The sequence below is a fragment of the Nitrospirillum goiasense genome (assembly GCF_034427435.1).
In the GTDB taxonomy this organism is placed as follows: Bacteria; Pseudomonadota; Alphaproteobacteria; order Azospirillales; family Azospirillaceae; genus Nitrospirillum.
Window position 1 is genome coordinate 1,119,409 of sequence record NZ_JAXQNP010000003.1, and the last position, 20,937, is coordinate 1,140,345.

A 20,937-nucleotide genomic window follows, 5' to 3' on the forward strand; every position below is an offset into this window, starting at 1 on the left:
GTCAGTTGATGCGCGTGGCCTTCACCACCCGGCTGTGGCCCACCACCATGGAGTAGCTGCCCAGCAGGCCGTGCATCACCCGCACCTCGTCACCCGGCTTGGGGTCGAAGGTCAGGGCTTCCTTGCTGACCCAGGTTTGTCCGTTCTCCAGCGTCACGGCGAACATGCGATAGGGCAGGGCGACGGACTTCGCCACGGTGGAATGCATCTCCTCCTGCTGTTCGGCGTCGTCCTGGGCCCGCTGTTCTTCCGTCCGGGGCAGCTTCTCCTTGCCGAAGCGGGCGGTCGGGTCTTCCGGAACAGCGGGCGTCGCCGCCGGCGCGGCAGTCGCGGTGACGGCCGGTTGTGCCGGTGCGGTGGCCGCGGCGGCCGCCAGGGCGTCGTAACAGGCCAGGCGCTGGGTGGCATCGCCAATGGCCCGGCAGGTTGCCAGCGTATCGGCGGCCATCGCCATCCGGGGGGCGGCGGGCGCCACGGCCATGGCCAGCGACAGTGCTGCGGCGGCCTTCATCAGCGGCATGTTCTTGAACGGCATGATCTGGGATTCCAGGAGTGGGGCCCAAAGGTCAGGGCCGGGTGCGTGATCCGTGGCGTCAGTGTGCCATGGCTTTATACAGGGCGGAATAGGGGCGGCTGTCGGCCGCCGTTATGCCAAGCGCCTGAGGACAAAAGAAAACGGCGGGCCCCGGAGGACCCGCCGTCTCTGGACTGAACGCTACGCCTGGGTTCGATTAGAATTTGGCGGAAGCGCGGAAGAAGAAGTAACGGCCCAGAGCGTCATACACCTGCGAGTAGGTGTTGCCGTTGATGTACGCGCTGCTCGACACCTGCGTGGTGGCCAGGGGCGGATCCTTGTCGAAGACGTTGTTCACGCCGCCGCTCAGCGTCAGCCAATCGCTGACCTGATAGGAACCGGAGAAGTCGAAGTAATCATAGCTGTCGATGTGCGACAGATTGGGGATGGTGGTGCCATGCAGCGTGGCGTTGCTGCTGACACGCTCCCAATCAACGCTGGACAGGTGACGCCAGGCCACCGACACCTGGGCATCCCACGGGGTATCCCAAGTCATGCGGACCTTGTGACGCCACACCGGGGACGGAACGCCGCAGTTGGCGCCGTACAGGCCGGCGCAATCGTAGCCGTCCGAGCCCGGCAGGGCCTGGGTGACGAAGTCGATCAGGTAGGTGCCGGTCAGGTTGAAGTTCAGGGCGCCAACCTTGTCCAGGCCCAGATCGGCCAGGTCCAGGCGGTAGTTGGTGTTGAAGTCGATGCCCGACTGCTCCAGGCGACCGGTGTTCTGGTTGGTGTTCACAACATAGCCGTTCGTGCCCAGCCACAGCGAACCGGTGGTCGGGTCGCGGTGAACCAGCGGGCAGAAGTAGCTGGTGTTGATGCCCTGGGCGCAGTTGTTCAGGATCAGGTCGGCACCGATGCCGCCGATCGTGCCGTCGATGTTGATGTTGTAGTAATCGGCCGAGAAGGTCAGGTCCGGCAGGAAGGTCGGGGTGATGACCGCACCCACGGTCAGCGTGTCCGCCGCCTCGGGCTGCAGGGCGGTGTTGCCGCCTTCCAGGTCGTTGTACTGGCCGGCGCCGTTGGCCGTGATGCGGCCGTACTGCGCGGCGCTCACACCGGTGCGGGCGCACTGGGCGGCGCTGTAGGTCGGCGCGGCACCGGCGCACGGATCGTCGGACAGGCCCAGGGCGACGCCCGACGGCGTGAACAGTTCAACCACGTTCGGGGCACGAACGGCATGGTTGAAGCCGGCACGCAGACGCAGGTCCGACGTCGGGGCCCAGTCGCCGCCGATCTTGTAGGTGTCGGTCTTGCCCGAGGTGCTGTAGTCGGAGTAGCGGTAGCCACCCTCGATGTTGAATTCCTTGATGAACGGCTTGTCCTGGATGACCGGGATCTTCACTTCCATGAAGGCTTCGCGGACATCGTAGGCGCCGGCCACACCGTGCGTCGGGCCACCCTGGCCGGCCAGATCGCCGGTGTCGAATTCCTGGTCGACCTTCAGCGTCAGTTCTTCGCGGCGGTACTCGGTACCGAACGCGATGGCGACGCCGCGGTTGGCCAGCGGGCTCTGCAGGCCATAGCGGCCCAGGTCACCGTTGATGGACAGGTTCACCACGTCCTGGACGGTGGAACCTTCCTTGAAGCCCGGGGTCTGCAGGTAGTTCAGCGCCGCCTGGGAGATGGGCGTGTTGGCGTTGAAGATGGTGTAGGGGGCGCAACCGGCGGCCACGGCGGTGGCGTTGGCGCACACCAGCTGGCCGGCGCTGTTGGTGGTGACGTTCAGCGCCTCGGCCGTGCGGGCCAGCGAGAAGTCGTTCTTGTAGGTTTCCGACAGGATGACGGTGCTGCGCTGGGCGGACGCGTCATAGCTCCAGCCGTCCCACAGGTCGCCCTTCAGGCCGACCAGCTCACGGTAAGAGGTGTGGCGCAGGTCGTCCATACGGCCGCCGCCTTCAACGTTGCGGCGCAGGATGCTGACGTTGGCGCTGTCGGTCGCGGCCAGGCCGTTGTCGGTGCACAGCGTCTGAACCTGGCTGGCCGACAGCAGGGGGCTGTTGCAGCCGATGCTGAACGCCTGACCGAAAACACCCGACGGGGCGATCTGGGCCTGCGTGTGGTCATCATGGAACATGAACTGGGTATAAACCTGAACATGTTCGTTGAAGTCGTAATGACCGAAGAAGCCGGCGGAGTAACGCTGGTCCGGACGCTGATAGTAGTTGTACGGCGCGTAGTTGAACGCCGAGGCGGAGGTGTAGTCCTTCAGCCCGTTGCCGCTGACGATGTAGTCGCCGCTGTCCTTCGGGTTGGTGTTGATGTTGTCGATGATCTGGGCCGGGGCCGTGGTGCCGGAACCGCCGCAGCTGTAGGCGCCCTTGGAGCTGACGGAGATGGCGCAGGCGCTGTAGTCGCGCTGGCCCTGCAGCAGGGGCTGAGCCTTCAGGTATTCGGCATAGACGGTGATGTTGCCCTTGCCGTCCGTGCTGTTCACGCCCAGCACGCCGGAATAGGTGCGGGTGAAGCCATCGGTGACGTCGTTGTCCGGCAGCGCGAAGTTACGCGCCTTGGTGGCATTCTGGTAGTTCGTGGCGCTGTTGTTGTGCTGGTAGAAGCTGTAGCCAACCTCAGCCTTCGCGCCTTCGAAATTGTCGTCCATGATGAAGTTGACGACGCCGGACACGGCATCGGCACCGTACACGGCCGAGGCGCCACCGCTCAGCACGTCAACGCGCTTCACCAGGGCGGCCGGGATTTCGTTCAAGTCGGCGGCGGAATTCAGGGGCGAACCGGCCGGCATGCGGTGGCCGTCGATCAGCACCAGGGTACGGGACGCGCCCAGGCCGCGCAGGTTGGCCGTGGCGGTGCCGGTCGACCCGTTGGAGATCGTGCTACCCTGGCTGGCGAACACCTGCGGCAGGTTGTTCAGCACGTCTTCGATGCGGGTGGCGCCCTGCAGCTTGATTTCTTCGTTGTTGACCGTGGTCACCGGGCTGATGCCAACGGACGAATCCGTCTTAATACGCGAACCGGTGATGACGATTTCCTGCAGATCGTCCGCCGCAGCGAACGCCGTCGTCGACATCGTGAGGGCGCAAACGCCAATGGCGGCGCCCGTCAGCAGCGACTGACGGATCCTGCTCTCAAATCCCTTCATGTAGTCCATCTCCACTTCGGATTGGTTGTTCCCCGTTCGGCGCCGCCCGGGCGTGTTGTCCGGCCTCAGGCGGCAGCTCCCCAGTTCGCCTCTGCCCAGCGTTCTGTTTGGCTTGAGGGAAGTTTTCCGATCACGTTAGCAATGCGTCAACGATCCAAGGGGGCGCCAGCCTGATTCCGTGCAGGTCTGTAGCTTTTTGGTTACACTTAAGCGATAAACTTGCGCCAAAAATGTTGAAATTGGACAAAAATAACCCCCGGACAGAATGAGCTGTCCGACACACATCTGTTGCAAATGCAAAACCAAACCGTAACAGCGGAAAAATGCAGTCCTGCGTCGGTCTTTAGCGGCCAGGGTTCCCGTTTGCCGAATCAGTAGGCAGCGAACCACGTTGCACAAAGAGAGGGCGTTTCGACGCGCGCGTGAGGGCTGGCGCATGAGGGTTGGCATCGCGATTCATCGACAGCCGCAGGCATGAAAAAGGGGCGGCCCGAAGACCGCCCCCATCCGGGACCGGCGGCCCGAAGGCCACCGGCGTATGATAAGCCGGATTATTAGAAGGACGTGTGGATGGTGCCCATGAACGTGCGCGGGGCACCAACCTGGTAGAAGGGCAGGCTGGTCTTGCCGGCCACCGTGGCGACCGTCGTGGACGACGAGATCGTGTTCAGGTAGCGGCGGTCGAACAGGTTGTTCACGTTGAACTGCAGGTAGGTGCCCTTGAAGCCGGCGGTGTCCGGCAGGTCCAGACGGGCCTCGAAGTTGGCGACGAAGAACGGGGTGGTCCATTCGTCATTCACGTCGGTGGCGGCGCGGGTGCCGGTGTACTTGCCTTCGATCGAGGCCGACAGGATGTCCAGCGGCTTGTACTCGACGCGGCCGGCGGCCATCCATTCCGGCGTGTCCACCAGCTGCTTGCCGGAGGTGAGGAAGGTGGTGCCGTTCGGGCCGGCCAGGTTGTTCTTGACCTCGGAGTGCGTGTAGCTGCCGGAGGTGTAGAAGGTGACCTGCTCGGTGACGGTGAAGCCCGCTTCGATCGAGGCGCCGTACAGATCGACGCGGCCCAGGCTGCGGTCGATGGTGTTGTTGGCGTCGTTCGGGTCCAGGGCGGACACGATGCGGTTGATGTACCGGGTGTACCAGCCGCTGACCGAGGTCATCAGCCAGTTGGTCTGATAACGCTCGCCCAGTTCGAAGTTATAGGTCTTCTCCGGATCGACGATGCCCGGCTGGTCGGTCTTCACGCCATACAGGTTGTCCGTGCGCGGGGCGGAGAAGCCTTCCGAGAACTGGAAGTAGACCTGATGTTCCGGCGTGACCTGGTACACGACGCCCAGGCTGGGCAGCGGGTCGCTGAAGTCCTTCGTGCCGGTGAACGGGGTCCGGTACAGGTTGGTCTGGGTGATGGTCGGGTTGGTGGTGCAGTACTGGTTGCTGTTCAGCGACGCCACGTTGGTGGAGGTGCCAGTGTAGGTATAGCAGTACTGGTTCAGTTCACGGTGGAAGTAGGGCAGGCGCAGGGCCGGCACCACGGTCAGCTTCTGGTCGAAGGCCTTGTACACATATTCCAGCGACGCCTGGTTCAGCTCGGCGATGGAATAACGGTTACGCGATTCCAGTTGGGAGCCGTCGGCGGCGTAGACCTGGCCGGAGTACTTGCCGCCGAACACGTCCAGCGGGGTGCCATCGGCGCCGATGTAGGTGAAGTCGCCGGTCTGGCGGTGACGGCCGTAGTCCAGGGTGTAGCCGACGCGCAGGCGGTTGTTGTCATCGATGTCCCAGATCAGGGACGAGGTGACGCCGGTGCGGAAGGTGTTGGTGTTGCTGGGGGCGTACAGCAGCACGGTGTCGTTCAGGTCGCCGTCGCCGTTCAGGTCCACGCCCTTGGCGGTCTTGCTGGCGCCGATCAGGCGGGGATCGGTTTCCTTCATCGAGGTGGTGCCGCCGCCGTTGGCCAGCGTGTACTGGAAGTACGGGTCGACCGTCAGCATGACGTCATCGGCCAGGTGGAAGCGCGACTGGCCGCGGACGTTGCCCGTGTTGGACGGGTTGACGCGCACGCCGTAGTAGTTGCTGTCCAGGCTGGACGGGGTGTCCGGCTTGCCGGCGACGGCCGTCTGCGGCACCCAGGTGTTGTTGTAGTCGGCGAAGTAGTTGTTGGCGAACGTCGCGCGGCTGTTCGTCTGGTACGAGTTGTTGCGGTTCTCGTTGTAGTGCGCGGCGACGGAGATGAAGTCACCACCACCCAGGTCTTCATAGATGCGGCCGTTGACCTGCTTCTTCTGCAGCTCGCCGTAGCCCTTGAACTTGTCGTAATCCTGGTAGGACGCGGCCAGGAAGGCGGAGGTGCGGTTGCCGGGGCCGAAATCGCCGGTGTCCAGGACGGTGAAGATGCGCTTGTAGTTGTTGCTGCCGAAGCTCAGCTTGCCTTCGACGCCCAGCTCATCCAGCGGCTTGCGGGTCTGGACGTTGATGGTGCCGCCGGTGGCCGACGCGGTCGGGCTGTCGACGTCGGTGGTGCCGATGTTGACGGTGGCGCGGTTCACCAGCTCTTCATCGATGACCTGGTTGGAATAGATGGCGTAGTTGCCGGTGTCGTTCAGCGGGATGCCGTCGAAGGTCAGCGAGACGCGGTTGCCGTCGAAGCCGCGGATGCGGATGTTGCCGCCGGAGGAGCCGTAGGCGTCGTTGTTGGTGAAGTTGACGCCCGGCAGCAGGTTCAGGCTGGCCAGCACGCTCTGCCCGGCGGTCTGCGTGGCCAGGTATTCCTGGGTCACGGTCGACTTGGACTTGGGCGCGGTCTCGGCCTGGATCAGGCCACCGATGGTGGGCTGCTTGCGCGCGCCGGTGATGACGATCTCATCCATTTCGGAGGCGGTGGACTGCGCCAGCGCCGGGGCGGTCCAGGCGGCGGCGGTGGCCAGCGCGACCAGGCCGGTGCCCAGCTTCAGGAAAGAGGTATAGCGGCGCGCCGGCGCCATCCCGCGAGTAAGCTTCTTCATCGATTGCCCCCAGAATTTGGATCGTTCGTCGTTCGGTCAGCCTTACACCCGTCCGCACCCGCTCGTTCAGCCAGGGTGTGGCCGTGTCGGGCGCTTTATTCACTCCTTCGTATTACAACACCATTACAGAGGCGCGGCCTTCTTGTCCGTGCCGTGCAAAAGCGCGCTGATTTGCCCCCTGGTGTGGCCGTCAAAGCACATATCGGATGCCGTCCGCGACAAAGTGCAGCGCAGCTTTTTCTCGCGGAAATAGACAAATTATCATTTCATATCAAGTAGTTAACTGCCGTCGCAACTGCACTGGCCCCCTGTGTCGGGGGAAGTGTTGCAGAATGATGAAATCTTGACCCGTTGATCAGGAAATCGGACGAATCAGGGCGCCGCCGGAGCCCCTTTCCCACCGCGTCGCTGAAAGGATGGGATCTTGCCGTCGGGGTGGTCATGGGTGCGGCGTCGCGCGCCGGACCCAAGTTGTGCCGGGCGCGGGCCGGGGCACCGCGTTTCTACTACCCAATCGCTGGCCTTTCCGAACCACCCGCCCTTGGCGCCTTGGGTGGCCGGCCCTAATATGATCACAGGGCGGGTTTCCTTTGGGGGATCCGGCCGGGATGCATTCGGGGGCATGGCGCATGCGACGCGCGGACGGTGAGGGGTGATGCGTCTACCGGGGTTGCGCAGCAGGCTGCTGGTGCTTCTGGTGGCCGTCATCGGCGCCATGGCGGCGCTGATGGTGGTCGAGGGGCAATCCCGCCGCCACGCCGCCGTCACCGCCGCCCGCGCCCATCTCCGCATCCTGACCCAGGTGGCGGAGGAAGAGCACCGTGTGCTGGTGGAACAACTGGGCCATTTGGTGGAAACCGTGGCCCTGCAGGAATTGGACGTGTCCACGGGCGACTGCGCTGACGACCTGGCGCGCCTGAAGGCAGCCGAGCCCTGGATCGCCAACGTCTTCCTCTCCCGGCCGGACGGCACCACCATCTGCGCGTCGACCAACGCCCCGGCGGCCCTGCTGACCGTCGGGGACCGGCCTTATTTCCAGGAAGCGGTGCGCACCGGCCGCGCCACCCTGAGCGACTATATGATAGGGCGTACCTCGCGGGCGCCCATCCTGGCCATGGCGCGCCCCATCCTGGGACCGGACGGCCAGGTGACGGCCGTCGCCCGGGCCAGCATGCGGCTGAACTGGGCCGGCCGCCTGGCCGCCATGGCGGCGGACATGCCCAACGGCGTGTTCGCCATTGTCGACGCCCGGGGCGAGATGCTGGTGCGCTTCCCGGCGACGGCCCGCGCGCCCGCCCCCCTTCCGCTGGATGGCTCGGCCGTCCTGGATGACAAGGCGGGCGCGGACCTGCCGGGGGAGACCGTGGAGGCGGGCCTGGTGTCGCAGCTGTTCGCTCAGCCCTCGGGCACGCTGCTGTCCGCCGGGCTGGATGGGGTGCCCCGCATCATCGGCTTCGGCGCCTTGCAGGGCCTCAACGCCCGCGTCCTCGTCAGCCTGCCCCGGGACGAGGCGGTGGGCGAGGCGGATGATGATTTCTGGCGCAGCATGATGGGGTTGGCGGCGGTGGCCGCCGTCACCCTGATGTTCGGCATCGTTGGCGTCGAAACGTCGGTCATGAGCCGGCTCGGCACGCTGACGCGGGTGGTTGAGCGCATCGGCCGGGGCGAGCGCGGCGTGCGCGCGCCCGTGCGACCGGCCGATGCGGAGTTCGCGGTGTTGGCCCGCGCCATCAACACCATGGCCCACAACCTGGAACAGGGCGCCGCCGACCTGGCGGAGCGTGAGGTGCGCTTCCGCGACCTGATCGATGTGTCCACCGACTGGTATTGGGAGGCGGACCCCGCCCGGCGTCTCACCTACGTTTCCCCCGGCGTGCGCGCCATCGGCCTGGACCCGCAGCGCATGGTGGGGGAAACCCCGGTCGCTGGCCTGACCCCCACGCCCGAGACGGCCGCCGCCCTGGCCAGCGGCGCCGACGGACGCGAGTTTCGCGACCTGCGCTACATCGTCGATCACCCCAGCGGCCGGCGCTATCACATCGTGCTGTCGGGGCGTCCCCTGTACGACGTGGACGGCACCATCCGCGGTTGGCGTGGCGTCGGCCGGGACATCACCGCCCTGGTGGAGGCGCGCGTCGCCCGGGAGGAGAGCGAGGCCCGGTTCCGCCTGCTGGCTGATCGCGCCAGCGACATCATCCTGCTGACCCGCCCCGATGGCACGCGCCTGTACGTTTCCCCCTCGGTGGAGCGCATCCTGGGTTACAGCGTGGCCGAATTCACGTCACTGCCCCTGTCGGACCTCCGCCACCCGGACGACGATGCCGTCGACGCGACGCTGGCGGCGCTGTCGGCGGCGGCCCAGCAGCCGGACCGCCTGGCCGGGGACGAGGGCGGAGAGCCGGCGGGGAACGCGGCCGATGGCGTTTCCGCCCGTTTCCGTCTGCGTCACAAGGATGGCCGCTGGATATGGCTCGAGGCCCTGATCTCCCACACCCGGGGTGACGATGGCGCGCCCTTGCTGATCTCCGCCGCGCGCGACATCACCCGCCGCGTGCGGCAGGAGGAGGAGTTGCGCGCCGCACGGGACACCCTGACGGCGGCGGCGGCGGAATTGGAGCAGGCCCGCCGCGCGGCGGAGGATGCCAACGTCGCCAAATCCGCCTTCCTCACCGCCACGAGCCATGAGATCCGCACGCCGTTGAACGGTATCATCGGGGCGATCCAGTTGCTGGCGGCGGAGCCGCTGGCGCCCTTGCAGCGCGATTTGGCCGCCATCATTCGTGACAGTGCGCAGACACTTCTGCTACTGGTGGACGATCTCCTGGATTTGTCGAAACTGGAGGCCGGCCGCGTGGAATTGGTGGAGACGGAGTTCCAGCTCGCCGCCGTGGTGACGGAGGCGGCCCGCCTGATGGAGGGCCAGGCGCGGGCCAAGGGCCTGGCGCTCACCACCCGCATCGCGCCCGAGGCGGCCGCCCCCTTCCGGGGCGATGCCCGCCGCCTGCGGCAGGTGCTGCTGAACCTGCTGGGCAACGCCGTCAAGTTCACCGACCAGGGCGAGATCCAACTGATGGCCGAGGTGGTGGATGCCCCCGGGCAGATGACCCATGTGGTGCTGACCGTGCGCGACACCGGCATCGGCATGACGGCCGAGCAGCAGGCGCGGCTGTTCAACCGTTTCGTCCAGGGCGATGACGGCATCGCCCAGCGCTATGGCGGCAGCGGCCTCGGCCTGTCCATTTGCCGGGAACTGGTCACCCTCATGGGCGGCACCATCACCTGCGAGAGCGCGCCTGGCCAGGGCAGCACCTTCGTCATCGATCTGACCCTACCCCGCTTGCCCATCCAGGCGGCGGCCCAGGCCCCCGACTCCGGTCCCGCCGCCGCCCCCAAGCGCGGGGCCGGGCGGCGCGTGCTGGTGGTGGAGGACAACAGCATCAACGCCCGCATCACGGAAATGATGCTGCGGACGGAAGGCTACACCGTCGTCCTGGCCGGCGATGGCGCCGCCGGGGCCGCCATCGCCCTGGGCGATCCGCCGGTGGATTTGGTGCTGATGGACATCCAGATGGCGGGCCTGGATGGGCTGGAGGCCACGCGCCGCATCCGCGCGGGCGAGCCGCCCGGCCGCCGCGTGCCGGTCATCGCCATGACGGCCAACGCCATGGTGGGAATGCGCGAAGAATACCTGGCCGCCGGCATGGACGACTATGTGTCCAAGCCCTTCGATCAAAACCGCTTCCTGGATCTGGTGGCGCGGTGGACGGCGGCCGTGCCGGCAAACAACGGCGAGGTGGTGGACGCCCCTCCGCCGCCGCCTACCGCCGGCGACGGGTATCCCATGGGCGACCAGCCGCTGTTCGATGGCGAGCCCTTGGCCAAGCTGGTGGATCTGGCGGGCCGCGAGGGCACGGTGGACATGGTGCGCGAGTTCGTGAGCTTCGGCCAGGCCCGTATCGCCCGCACCGCCAGCCTGGTGGCCGCCGACAACCTGGCCGAGGCGCGGCGCGAGGCGCACAGCCTGATCTCCACCGTCGGCAATCTAGGATTGCGCCGCCTGCAACGCCTGGCGGAATCGCTGGAACAAGCCTGCGTCGACGGCGATGCGGAACAGGCACGCCAGCTCATGGCCGCCATCGTCGGCCTGGCCCCGGCCTCCTGGACCGCCCTGGCCCAGGATTATCCCGTGCCCATCGCCGCGGCTTGATCGCTTCGCTTCGGCGGGGGCAACCTCAGGCGCTGCCGATGAGGATCCCGGTGGCGAACACCAGCAGGCCCCCGACGATCACCTGGAAGGCGGCGGCCAGGAAGGTCGTGTCCATGTAGCGATTGCGGATCCAGGCGATGACGCCCAGCTCCGCCGCCACAACCGCGGCGGCGATGGCCGTGGCCGTCCAGAAGTCGGGAACCAGATAGGGCAGGGCGTGGCCCAGGCCGCCCACGGTGGTCATCAAGCCGCAGACCAGACCGCGCAGCCAGGGGCTGCCCCGGCCGGTCAGGCTGCCATCGTCGGACAGGGCCTCGGCGAAGCCCATGCTGATGCCCGCCCCCACGGCGGACGCGATGCCCACCAGAAAGGTTTGCCAGGTGTCATGCGTGGCGAAGGCGGCGGCGAACAAGGGGGCGAGGGTGGAGACGGAGCCATCCATCAGCCCGGCCAGGCCCGGCTGCACCACCTGCAACACGAACAGGCGCCGTTCCGACGCGTGCTCCTCCTCCCGTACTTCGGGCGTCACCAGGCGGGATTCCAGCTGCTCCGCCCGCGCCTCGTGGCGCCGCTCCTCATCCGCCAAATCCCCCAGCAGCTGCCGGATGGCGGCGTCGGTGGAGCGGCGGGCGGCCCGGGTATAGAAGCGTTTGGTCTCCGCCTCCATCAATTCGGCCTGTTGGCGCACCGTTTCCAGCGCCAGGGGGCGGGTCAGCCACACCGGCTTGCGTTGCACGAACCCGCGCACGTCCTGGCGCCGGATCAGCGGGATATGCTCGCCAAAGCGCTTGCGGTACAGCTCGATCAGGCGGTGCCGGTGGCCATTCTCCTCCGCCGCCATGGCGTTGAAGACCTTGGCGCTTTCCGGGAAATTTTCCCGAAGGCCGGTGGCGAACTCGTCATAGATGCGGGCGTCCTCCTCCTCCAGCGAGACGGCCAGCGCCAGCACCTCCTGTTCGGTGAGGTCGGAGAAATCTTTCATGGACGGGCCTCGGGCGCGGACGGCGGGAAGGATGATCCCGAGACTAGCCATGTTCACGCGGCCGTCAACCCGCGGCGTGGGGGGCTCACCGAATTTCCAAGTAATAATAATGAGTTGCGCTTGCTTCCCGCTGCCGCCATGGCGCTGGGGCATGGGCTCCCTGCGCATGGCCCCCCTCATCAACCGACGGCTTCCGGGATACAGTCCCAGCCCAACCCTTATCAGCGAGGACGCGCGGGCCATGTTGAGCTGGCAGACCCTTTCAGCCTTCACCGTCACCTGCTTCCTCCTCTCGGCCACGCCGGGCCCCAACATGCTGTTCGCCATGGGGGTGGGTCTGCGTCACGGCGTGCGCGCGGCGGCCTGGGCGGGGGCCGGCATGTGCCTGGCGTTGGGGGCCATGGCGGGCCTGTCCGCCATCGGCATGGCGGCGCTGCTGCAGGCGTCCTCCACCGCCTTCATGGTGGTGAAGGTGCTGGGCGTCGCCTATCTGCTGTACCTTGGCGTCCAGGCCTGGCGGGCCAAGCCCGAGGACACGCTGCGGGCCGAGGCCGGCGCCGAACGGGAGGGGGAGGCAGTGCGTCCCGCCGATGCCGCCGCCCACCGGCTGCTGCTGCGCGGCCTGCTGGTTTGCGGCTCCAACCCCAAGGCCTTGATCTTCATGGCCGCCTTCTTCCCTCAATTCATTGATGCCGCCCTGCCGCTGACGGCCCAGCTGGTGCTGCTGACCGTGCTGATGGTGGTGATCGAGTTCGGCTGGATCCTGGCCTACGCCATCGGGGGGCAGACCCTGGCCAGCCGCCTGCAGACGCCCAAGGCGGCGCGCCAGTTGAACCGCCTGACCGGCGGCCTGCTGATCGGGGCCGGCGGCATCCTGGCCCTGATGCGCTGACCGCCGCGCTGACAGTCGGGCCGACAGCCGTGTAAGCTCAGGTCGTTTGCAGATGCGCGCCCATGGCCTACAGTGGTGACGGGTGGCCTTCCGCCGCCGATCCCGTCCCGTCTGGCCGTTCCTGGGGTGCCATGCCTGTGCGTCGTCTTTCCGCTCCCGTCATCGCCGCCGGCTTGGCCGCGTCCCTGCTGTCCGGCTGCGCCTTCTTCCAGGGGGATGACGAGCCCGTGGCTTCCAAGCCGACGGTGCCCGCCGCCCCGGTTCCGATGGCGCAACAGCCGGCGACCCCGGCGCCGGACACCATCATGCCCGGCGCCCAGGGACAGGCCGCCGGTCGCGGGCCGGTATACGATCTGCCTCTGGACGGCCACATCACCCCGCCCGTCGACCCGCCGGATGCCCAGCGCCTGGTGGCCCAGGCTGACGCGCAGATGGAGGACAAGGACGGCAAGGGCGCCAGCTCCCAGGCCATGGCGCAGGCCCTGGCCCTGTTCGACCAGGCCATGGCGCGCGGCAGCCTGAAGGCGCGCGAGGCGCTGGCTGTCTATTATTATTACGGCCGGGGCACCGGCCGCGATCCGCAAAAGGCGGCGGAGGTGGTGAAGCCCGCCGCCCAGGCGGGGCTGCCCATGGCGGCCCTCATCTACGGCCAGCTTTATAACAACGGCAGCATCCCCGGCGGCGGGGCGGGGGAGGCGCAGTACTGGTACAACGTCGCCCGCCGTGCCGGCTGCGCGCCCTGCATGTCCAGCCACCAGGAATTCCTGAACAGCATTGAGGCCAAGCTGAACCTGCCGCCCAGCAAGGGGCAGGGGGATCTGGCCAGCGACCCCATCGTGTTGACCGGCATCGCCGACGACGCGGCGGGAACCAAGCGTGAATACGCCGTGCTGGGCATCCTCTACCCTGGCTGGAAGCAGGTGGAGCAGCATCGCGTGGTGGAGAACGGCCGCCAACTGGACCAGTTCACCCTGGAAAACACCCAGAAGCGGCGGGTGCGCGTCTATTTCGACGCCACCGATTGGGGCAAGCCGGCGGCTAAGGGCGGGCCCGGGGGCGGCCCTGGCGCCAAATAACGGGGGCCGCCGTCTTCATCCCCCGGATGCCCAGGCGCGGCGCAGGGCCTGTCCGCAGGCCATGCTGGCCAGATAGGCCCGGGGCGCCACCACCTCGCGGGCGACCAGGCCATAGGTGCCGCGGTCGGCGGTGATCCAGGGATAAAAGCCCATCATGCCCGGGCTGCTGAACGCCCCGTCGCCGCCGGGGCCGTCCTCCACCCAATGGTTCAGGCTGTAATGCCAGGGCTGGGGCAGTTCGGGCGCCTGCACGGCGGGGCAGTTCGGCCCCCCGGTGCAGACGGGATGGCTGCCCAGCAGGTCGTGGATGCGCAGGCGGCCGGCCACCACCTTGCGCAGGAAGGCGGCATAGGCGGCGGGGCTGGCCTTCAGGCCGCCGCCCACCCGTGGCGCGGCGTAGTCCAGGGCGAGTTCGGGGCCCAGCACGCGGCGCACCTCCGCCGCCAGGCCATAGCGGTCCAGGTCGCCCAGGCCCAGGGTCGCGGCCAGATGCTGGTCATGGCCGCCGTTGTAGCTGAACCGTCCCTGGTGATTCGCGTTCACCAGCCCGTTGTCGCGCCGGTCCAGGCAGGCCGCGACGGTGCGCGCGCCGAAGCAGGCCAAAGGATTGAAGTTGTCATACCCGGACCGCATCTCCAGCGCGTCCAGCTGCGCCGGCGTCAGCCGGCCATCGACCCGCTCCACCACATAGGCGGCGAAGATCAGCTTGCTGGCCGATGCCACCTGCAAGGGCTTGTTGGCGCTGTAGCGGGTGCCCCGGCTGCCGCTGGCCAGGGCGCCGGTGCCGTCGCCGATCTCCCAGTAGAAATCGCCGATCCCGCGGCAGGCGGCATCGCCATTGGCGGCTGCAACCACGGCGGCGCGGCGCCGGCTCAGTCCATGATGGGGGTCGGATTTCTGGAACGACTGTACCAACGCCGTATCCACGCGGACGCCGCTGGCGTCGGTTTCCAAGGGGGCGTCCGTCTCCCGGGGGGCTGCCGGTGGTGCCGCCGACTGGGCCCGGGCCGGCTGATGCCACGTACCGGCGGCGGCCAGCAGCGCGCCCGCAAGGCCGATGGCCCGGACGGATGTCCGCCACCCCGCCATCGCTCCTGCTACCTGCCGCTTGCCCTGCACGTCCGCCGACCACACCGTTGACCAAAGACACCTATGATATCAGCCACCCCGGATCGCGGGTATGGGCGGGGCTGGTACGGTCGTCTTTGTCGCAGGGGGGCAGGGAGGCGTCGCGGGACGGTGACCCGATGAACGGACGACGCCGGCGCCCTTAAGAACGCCGGCGTCGTCGCGCGGTCATCGCTGCTGCATGCCCCAGTCGGCGGCTTCTCCCATTCCATCGGGCCCCGGGCTGGCGCCGGGGGCTTTCCTGGGATTTACGCGCCCACCTCCATCAGCCGGTCATAGGCGGGCAGGGTCAGGAACTCGGCGAAGCGGTGCTGGAACACCAGGTCGGAGAACAGGCGCGCCGCCTCCTCATGCCGGCTGTGGGCCAGGGCCACCTCACCCACCCGGCCGATCCAGGCGGCCAGCTCCTCCTCGATGACGCGCTCCACCAGGGCATGGTCGACGACGCGGCCGTCGTCCAGCCGGGCGCCATGGCGCAGCCACTGCCACACCTGGGCGCGGCTGATCTCGGCGGTGGCCGCGTCCTCCATCAGGTTGAACAGCGGCACGCAGCCCTGGCCGCGCAGCCACGCCTCGATATAGCCGATGCCCACCGCCACGTTCTGGCGCAAGCCCGCCTCCGTGCGCGGGCCCTGCGGAATGGCCAGCAGATCCTCCGCCGTCACCCGCACGTCGTGGCAGGTGGCGTGGATCTGGTTGGGGGTGCGCATCAGGTCGTCGAACACCGCCCGCGCCACGGGCACCAGCGCCGGATGGGCCACCCAGGTGCCGTCGTGGCCGTTGCGGGCTTCCCGCTCCTTGTCCGCCCGCACCTGGGCGAAGGCGCGGTCGTTGGCCACCGGGTCGTCCTTCACCGGGATATAGGCCGCCATGCCGCCGATGGCCGGGGCGCCGCGGCGGTGGCAGGTCTTCACCGCCAGGCGCGAATAGGCGTTCAGGAAGGCCTTGTCCATGGTGATGGCCGCGCGGTCGGGCAACACGGCGTCCGGGTCGTTGCGGAACTTCTTGATGAAGCTGAAGATGTAATCCCAGCGGCCGCAATTCAGGCCGGCGGAATGGCAGCGCAGCTCATACAGGATCTCGTCCATCTCGAAGGCCGCCAGGATGCTCTCGATCAGCACCGTCGCCTTGATGGTGCCGGCGGGCAGGCCCAGGCAGTCCTGGGCATGCAGGAAGACATCGTTCCACAGCCGCGCCTCGGCCCGGCCCTCGATCTTGGGCAGGTAGAAATAGGGGCCGCTGCCCCGGGCCAGCAATTCGCGGGCGTTGTGGAAGAAATAGAGGCCGAAGTCGAACAGGGCGGCGGACACGGGCCGGCCGTCGATCAGCACATGCTTTTCCTCCAGGTGCCAGCCGCGCGGGCGGACCATCAGCACGGCGACCTTGTCGTTCAGGGCGTAGTGCTTGCCCGACACCGGGTCGACATGGGTGATGGTGCGGCGGATGGCGTCGCGCAGGTTGACCTGGCCGTCCATGACATTGGCCCAGGTGGGGGCGTTGCTGTCCTCGAAATCGGCCATGAACACCTGCGCGCCGGAATTCAGCGCGTTGATGATCATCTTGCGCTCGACCGGGCCGGTGATCTCCACCCGGCGGTCGCGCAGGTCGGCCGGTTGCGGTTCGACCGCCCATTCCTCATGCCGGGCATAGCCGCAGGCGGGGTTGAAGGCCGGCTTCTCGCCGGCGTCCAGGCGGGCCTGGCGCTCCACCCGCTTTTCCAGCAGATAGCGACGGCGCCAGCCGAAGCGGCGTTCCAGGTCGGCGACGAAGGCCAGGGCGGCGGGGGTGAGAAGGACATCATAGCCGGGCTTGGACGCGGCGCGGATCTCGATACGCCCTACCGGGGCATCCGGCGACAGGCGGGGGGCCGAGGGGGCGAACAAAGCGTCAGGCATGATACCTCTCCCTTCAGATCAGGGGGCCCGGCCGGGATGGGGGCGCGGGCCCGTGAGGCGGTTTTTGAGGGGGCAGGGGTGCGGCGGCGGGACGCTCCAGCGTCGTTCATACCCCGTCGCCGCACCCTTGCCAGGGCAGGGAATGGAATGGGCCATTCCTGCCGATCTTGGGGACGCGTTTAGACTTGAGACAGGAACCGGAGGGGAAAACCGGGCGGCGGCGGGACGCTCCAGCGTCGTTTATTCCCGCCGCCGCCCGAAGGGTGCTTCCAGGCGAACGGTGCGTCGGCCTTCCCTGGTAGCCACCCCGTTCCGGGGATGGAGACGATCAGTGGAACTGGTCGGTCTCGGTCGAGTCCTTCATGGCGGTGGTGCTGCTGGCGCCGCCGGAAATCGCCAGGGACACGGCGTCGAAGTAGCCGGTGCCCACCTCGCGCTGGTGCTTCACCGCGGTGAAGCCGTGCTCGACGGCGGCGAATTCCTTCTGCTGCAACTCGGAGAAGGCGGCCATGCCGCGCTCCTTGTAGCCGCGCGCCAGCTCGAAGGTGGCGTAGTTCAGCGAGTGGAAGCCCGCCAGGGTGATGAACTGGAACTTGTAGCCCATGGCGCCCAGTTCCTGCTGGAAGCGGGCGATGGTCGCCTCGTCCAGGTTGGCGCGCCAGTTGAAGCTGGGCGAGCAGTTGTAGGCCAGCAGCTTGCCCGGGAACTGCTTGTGCACGGCTTCGGCGAAGCGGCGCGCGTCATCCAGGTTGGGCTTGGACGTTTCCCACCACAGCAGGTCGGCATAGGGCGCGTAGGCCAGGCCACGGGCGATGCAGTAGTCGACACCCATGCCCTTGCGGATGCGGAAGAAGCCTTCCGGCGTGCGGTCGTTGCGGTCGATGAAGGGATGGTCGCGCTCATCCACGTCGGACGTGATCAACTGCGCGCTTTCCGCGTCGGTGCGGGCCACCACCAGGGTGCTGGTGCCGCTGACATCGGCGCCCAGGCGGGCGGCGTTCAGGATGCGGATGAACTGCTGGATGGGGATCAGCACCTTGCCGCCCAGATGGCCGCACTTCTTTTCCGACGCCAGCTGGTCCTCGAAATGGACGGCGGCGGCGCCGGCCTCGATCATGGACTTCATCAGCTCATGGGCGTTCAGCGGGCCACCGAAGCCGGCCTCGGCATCGGCGACGATGGGCACCATCCAGTTGATGCTGTCCTTGCCCTCGGCATGGTGGATCTGGTCGGCGCGCAGCAGGGCGTTGTTGATGCGCTTCACGACGCTGGGAACCGAGTTGGCCGGGTACAGGCTCTGGTCCGGGTACATCTGGCCCGCCAGGTTGGCGTCGGCCGCGACCTGCCAGCCGGACAGGTAGATGGCCTCCAGGCCGGCCTTGGCCATCTGCACCGCCTGATTGCCGGTGAAGGCGCCCAGGCTGTGGACATAGGGGCGGGTGTGCAGCAGCTCCCACAGGCGGCGGGCGCCCAGCTCGGCCAGGGTGTATTCGATCTTCACCGTACCGGACAGACGCTTCACGTCCTCCGCGGTGTAGTCGCGCTTCACGCCGTCGAAACGGCGGGCATGCAGCGCCTTCAGGTCGGTGGGGGTGGAGCCGTGATCCAGCGGAGCCATGATCGCCTAATTCCTTTCTAGAAGACTTCGGATGCCGGCGGGCGGCTGTCCCACCCTGTCTGTCCGGTCAATCCGCCGATGATGACGTGAACGTCGGTGGTCGCCTGTTTCGCGGTGCGTCCGTCGCGTTCACTGCACTGCATTAGACTTGGCGATTTGGTAAACTGGATCAATAAGTCTTTGATTGAAAAGTGGTAACGTTGTAATCTCTTGTAATGTAGGTAAGTGAAAACTTGTAAAGTTTGTAAATCGACTTGCCCCTTCCGGCGCACTGCGGAAGGGTCGGGAACCCGGGCGGATAGACCGGGAGGCAAGGGCGGGAACGGAAGGGGCGGACCATGGCGGCGGAAAAGAAGGCGATGCTGGGCCACAAGGTGCGCCGCCTGCGCCGCGAGCTGCGGCTGACCCAGGCGCAAATGGCGGAAATGCTGGCCATCTCCCCCTCCTACCTCAACCTGATCGAGGGCAATCAGCGGCCGCTGACCGTGGCGCTGCTGCTGAAGATCGGCCAGACCTTCGACGTGGATCTGGCCACCTTCGCCGAGGATGACGAGGTGCGGCTGGTCGCCGGCCTGCGCGAGGTGTTCTCCGACCCGCTGTTCGACCACAACGACATCAAGAACCAGGACATGAAGGAACTGGCGGCCGTGGCCCCCACCCTGGGCCAGGCCGTCGTCACCCTGTATCGCGCCTATCTGGAGGCGCGCGAGGATGTGCAGGCGCTGGCGGAAAAGGTGGACGACCGCGACCGCCAGCATCCCCAGGCCGCCGGCCAACATTTCGCCCAGGACGAGGTCGGGGAGCTTTTCCAGAACCAGAACAATCATTTCCCGGAGCTGGAGCTGGCGGCGGAGACGCTGTGGTTCGATGGCGATTTGGAGTCCGGTGACCTGTACGGCTCCCTCGCCCGCTTCGTGCAGAAGGCGCACGGCCTGACGGTGAAGCTGATGCCGGTGGAGGTGATGGGCGAGACGGTGCGCCGCTATGACCGCCATTCCCGGCGGGTGCTGATCTCGGAAATGCTGTCGCCGGCGGGCCGCACCTTCCAATTGGCGGTACAGGTGGCCCTGATGCGCCATCGCGACCTGCTGAACGCCACGGTGGAAAAGGCCGGCATGGCGGCGGAGGAGTCGCGGCAACTGGCGCGCATGGTCCTGGCGGGCTATTTCGCCGCCGCCGTCATGATGCCTTATGGCCGATTCCTCGAGGCGGCGAAGGCCGCGCGCTATGACATCGAGGTGCTGATGCACCGCTTCGTCGCCAGCTTCGAACAGGTCTGTCACCGGCTGACGACGCTGCAGCGGCCGGGCGCCAAGGGCGTGCCCTTCTTCTTGGTGCGGGTCGATCCGGCGGGCAACATCTCCAAGCGGTTCAGCGCGGTGCCGGGCTTCCACATGGCGCGCTTCGGCGGCGGCTGCCCGCGCTGGACGGTGCATCAGGCTTTCCGCAACCCGGGCCAGATCCTGACCCAGCTGATGCGCATGCCGGACGGCACCAGCTATTTCGCCATCGCCCGCACCCTCAGCAAGGCCGGCGGCTGGAAAAGTGTCCCGCGGCAGTTCGCCCTCAGCCTGGGCTGCGAGGCGGCCCAGGCCCATCAGTTGATCTATGCCGACGGCATGGACTTGGCGGGCGCCGCCGATGCCGGGGGCCGGGCGACGCCCGTGGGCACCAACTGCCGCCTCTGCCCGCGCCTGGACTGCACCCAGCGGGCGTTCCCGCCCCTGAACCACCGCCTGGTGGTGGATGAGAACATCCGCGGCCTGTCCAGCTACATCGGCCCGCCCACGGGCTGACATCGGTATCCCACCCCATCCCCTTGCACTCTTGTGGTCCGGCGTCCGGGGTGGGCAGGGTGCGGCTTGGTTGTAAGGGCCGGGGGCTTTGGTGATGCGCAGGTTGGTGATGGGAATGGCCCTGGGCGCCGTCGTGGGTGTGTCCCTGGCCGTGTTCGCCGATCCGGTGCCGGGGTTGAAGCCCATGGCCTTCCTGGCCGGCCATTGCTGGACGGGCGAATTCCCCGGCAGCCAACGCACCGACACCCACTGCTTCGCCTGGTTGTACGAAGGCAAGGCCCTGCGCGACACCCACATCGTGCGTGCCCCGGGCCAGCCGGACCATGTGGGTGAAACCACCTATTACTGGGACCCGGCGGCCAAGCGGGTGGAATACCTCTACATCGAGAACCAGGGGGGCGTCAGTCACGGCACCGTGACGCCGGAGCGCGGCGCCCTGGTCTTTCCCGCCGCCCAGTATGTGACGGACGGCGAGACCATGACCTACCGTGTGCGCTGGACCCCCCAGAGGCCCCCTCAGGCCGGTGAGGGCGCCGAGCCCGACGCCTACGAGGCGTGGAGCGAGGCCCAGACCAAGGACGGCTGGGCCACCATGTTCAAGCTGGTGCTGAAACGGCAGCCCTGACCACTGCCGACTTTCAGAAACCCTTCTGCGCCCTTTCCCCGT

General features: G+C 67.3%; 12 protein-coding genes. 5 read left to right on the forward strand and 7 right to left on the reverse strand.

Translation table 11 applies throughout. The features are described 5' to 3' along the window. Window position 1: 1 nt before the first annotated feature. The 3 genes from ULB03_RS19300 to ULB03_RS19310 all read right to left on the reverse strand — a co-directional run bounded on the left by ULB03_RS19300 (window position 2) and on the right by ULB03_RS19310 (window position 6,676). Entirely contained in the window at window positions 2–535 is a 534-nt protein-coding gene (locus ULB03_RS19300) for a hypothetical protein (protein ID WP_322484721.1), read from the reverse strand. 196 nt (window positions 536–731) lie between these two features. After that, complete coding sequence (locus ULB03_RS19305) at window positions 732–3,674, reverse strand: TonB-dependent receptor domain-containing protein (protein WP_322484722.1); 2,943 nt, start codon at window positions 3,672–3,674, stop codon at window positions 732–734. Between the two features lie 554 nt (window positions 3,675–4,228). After that, window positions 4,229–6,676, reverse strand: coding sequence for a TonB-dependent receptor (locus ULB03_RS19310; RefSeq protein WP_322484723.1), 2,448 nt, complete (start codon window positions 6,674–6,676; stop codon window positions 4,229–4,231). Between the two features lie 655 nt (window positions 6,677–7,331). On the opposite strand from ULB03_RS19310, the gene ULB03_RS19315 reads away from it, so the two are divergent. Then, on the forward strand, window positions 7,332–10,883 hold the full coding sequence (locus tag ULB03_RS19315) for an ATP-binding protein (protein WP_322484724.1): 3,552 nt from the start codon (window positions 7,332–7,334) through the stop codon (window positions 10,881–10,883). 25 nt (window positions 10,884–10,908) lie between these two features. Here the strand turns inward: ULB03_RS19315 and mbfA are convergent, their stop codons facing one another. Next, window positions 10,909–11,865, reverse strand: coding sequence for an iron exporter MbfA (gene mbfA / locus ULB03_RS19320; protein ID WP_322484725.1), 957 nt, complete (start codon window positions 11,863–11,865; stop codon window positions 10,909–10,911). A 241-nt stretch (window positions 11,866–12,106) separates the two neighbouring features. Here mbfA and ULB03_RS19325 point away from each other — a divergent pair, with 241 nt between their 5' ends. Together ULB03_RS19325 and ULB03_RS19330 are read left to right on the forward strand one after the other, a co-directional pair. Further along, window positions 12,107–12,757 carry a LysE family translocator gene (locus tag ULB03_RS19325; RefSeq protein WP_322484726.1) on the forward strand — a complete coding sequence of 217 codons (651 nt, stop codon included), beginning with the start codon at window positions 12,107–12,109 and terminating at the stop codon, window positions 12,755–12,757. Window positions 12,758–12,888: 131 nt separating this feature from the next. After that, the gene (locus ULB03_RS19330; protein WP_322484727.1) at window positions 12,889–13,833 is read left to right on the forward strand and encodes a tetratricopeptide repeat protein; all 945 of its coding nucleotides are present in this window, start codon (window positions 12,889–12,891) and stop codon (window positions 13,831–13,833) included. 15 nt (window positions 13,834–13,848) lie between these two features. On the opposite strand, the gene ULB03_RS19335 is transcribed toward ULB03_RS19330, so the two are convergent. The 3 genes from ULB03_RS19335 to aceA form a co-directional block, all read right to left on the reverse strand. Beyond that, complete coding sequence (locus ULB03_RS19335; RefSeq protein WP_322484728.1) at window positions 13,849–14,922, reverse strand: hypothetical protein; 1,074 nt, start codon at window positions 14,920–14,922, stop codon at window positions 13,849–13,851. Window positions 14,923–15,209: 287 nt separating this feature from the next. Continuing rightward, window positions 15,210–16,856, reverse strand: coding sequence for a malate synthase A (gene aceB, locus ULB03_RS19340; RefSeq protein WP_322484729.1), 1,647 nt, complete (start codon window positions 16,854–16,856; stop codon window positions 15,210–15,212). Between the two features lie 328 nt (window positions 16,857–17,184). Further along, the gene (gene aceA, locus ULB03_RS19345; protein ID WP_322484730.1) at window positions 17,185–18,474 is read right to left on the reverse strand and encodes an isocitrate lyase; all 1,290 of its coding nucleotides are present in this window, start codon (window positions 18,472–18,474) and stop codon (window positions 17,185–17,187) included. Window positions 18,475–18,812: 338 nt separating this feature from the next. Between aceA and ULB03_RS19350 the strand changes: the two genes are divergently transcribed. Next, window positions 18,813–20,270: a helix-turn-helix domain-containing protein gene (locus ULB03_RS19350; protein WP_322484731.1), complete on the forward strand. Its 1,458-nt coding sequence runs from the start codon at window positions 18,813–18,815 to the stop codon at window positions 20,268–20,270. Between the two features lie 94 nt (window positions 20,271–20,364). Next, a complete protein-coding gene (locus ULB03_RS19355; RefSeq protein WP_322484732.1) occupies window positions 20,365–20,895 on the forward strand; it encodes a hypothetical protein in 531 nt (176 codons plus the stop codon). Window positions 20,896–20,937: the final 42 nt, after the last annotated feature.

Excerpts from the sequence above, each read along its gene's own strand:
- mbfA (WP_322484725.1), bottom strand. The coding sequence starts at position 11,865 with ATGAAAGATTTCTCCGACCTCACCGAACAGGAGGTGCTGGCGCTGGCC.
- aceA (WP_322484730.1), bottom strand. The coding sequence starts at position 18,474 with ATGGCTCCGCTGGATCACGGCTCCACCCCCACCGACCTGAAGGCGCTG.
- ULB03_RS19355 (WP_322484732.1), top strand. The coding sequence starts at position 20,365 with ATGCGCAGGTTGGTGATGGGAATGGCCCTGGGCGCCGTCGTGGGTGTG.
- ULB03_RS19315 (WP_322484724.1), top strand. The coding sequence starts at position 7,332 with ATGCGTCTACCGGGGTTGCGCAGCAGGCTGCTGGTGCTTCTGGTGGCC.
- ULB03_RS19300 (WP_322484721.1), bottom strand. The coding sequence starts at position 535 with ATGCCGTTCAAGAACATGCCGCTGATGAAGGCCGCCGCAGCACTGTCG.
- aceB (WP_322484729.1), bottom strand. The coding sequence starts at position 16,856 with ATGCCTGACGCTTTGTTCGCCCCCTCGGCCCCCCGCCTGTCGCCGGAT.
- ULB03_RS19350 (WP_322484731.1), top strand. The coding sequence starts at position 18,813 with ATGGCGGCGGAAAAGAAGGCGATGCTGGGCCACAAGGTGCGCCGCCTG.
- ULB03_RS19330 (WP_322484727.1), top strand. The coding sequence starts at position 12,889 with ATGCCTGTGCGTCGTCTTTCCGCTCCCGTCATCGCCGCCGGCTTGGCC.
- ULB03_RS19335 (WP_322484728.1), bottom strand. The coding sequence starts at position 14,922 with ATGGCGGGGTGGCGGACATCCGTCCGGGCCATCGGCCTTGCGGGCGCG.
- ULB03_RS19310 (WP_322484723.1), bottom strand. The coding sequence starts at position 6,676 with ATGAAGAAGCTTACTCGCGGGATGGCGCCGGCGCGCCGCTATACCTCT.
- ULB03_RS19305 (WP_322484722.1), bottom strand. The coding sequence starts at position 3,674 with ATGAAGGGATTTGAGAGCAGGATCCGTCAGTCGCTGCTGACGGGCGCC.
- ULB03_RS19325 (WP_322484726.1), top strand. The coding sequence starts at position 12,107 with ATGTTGAGCTGGCAGACCCTTTCAGCCTTCACCGTCACCTGCTTCCTC.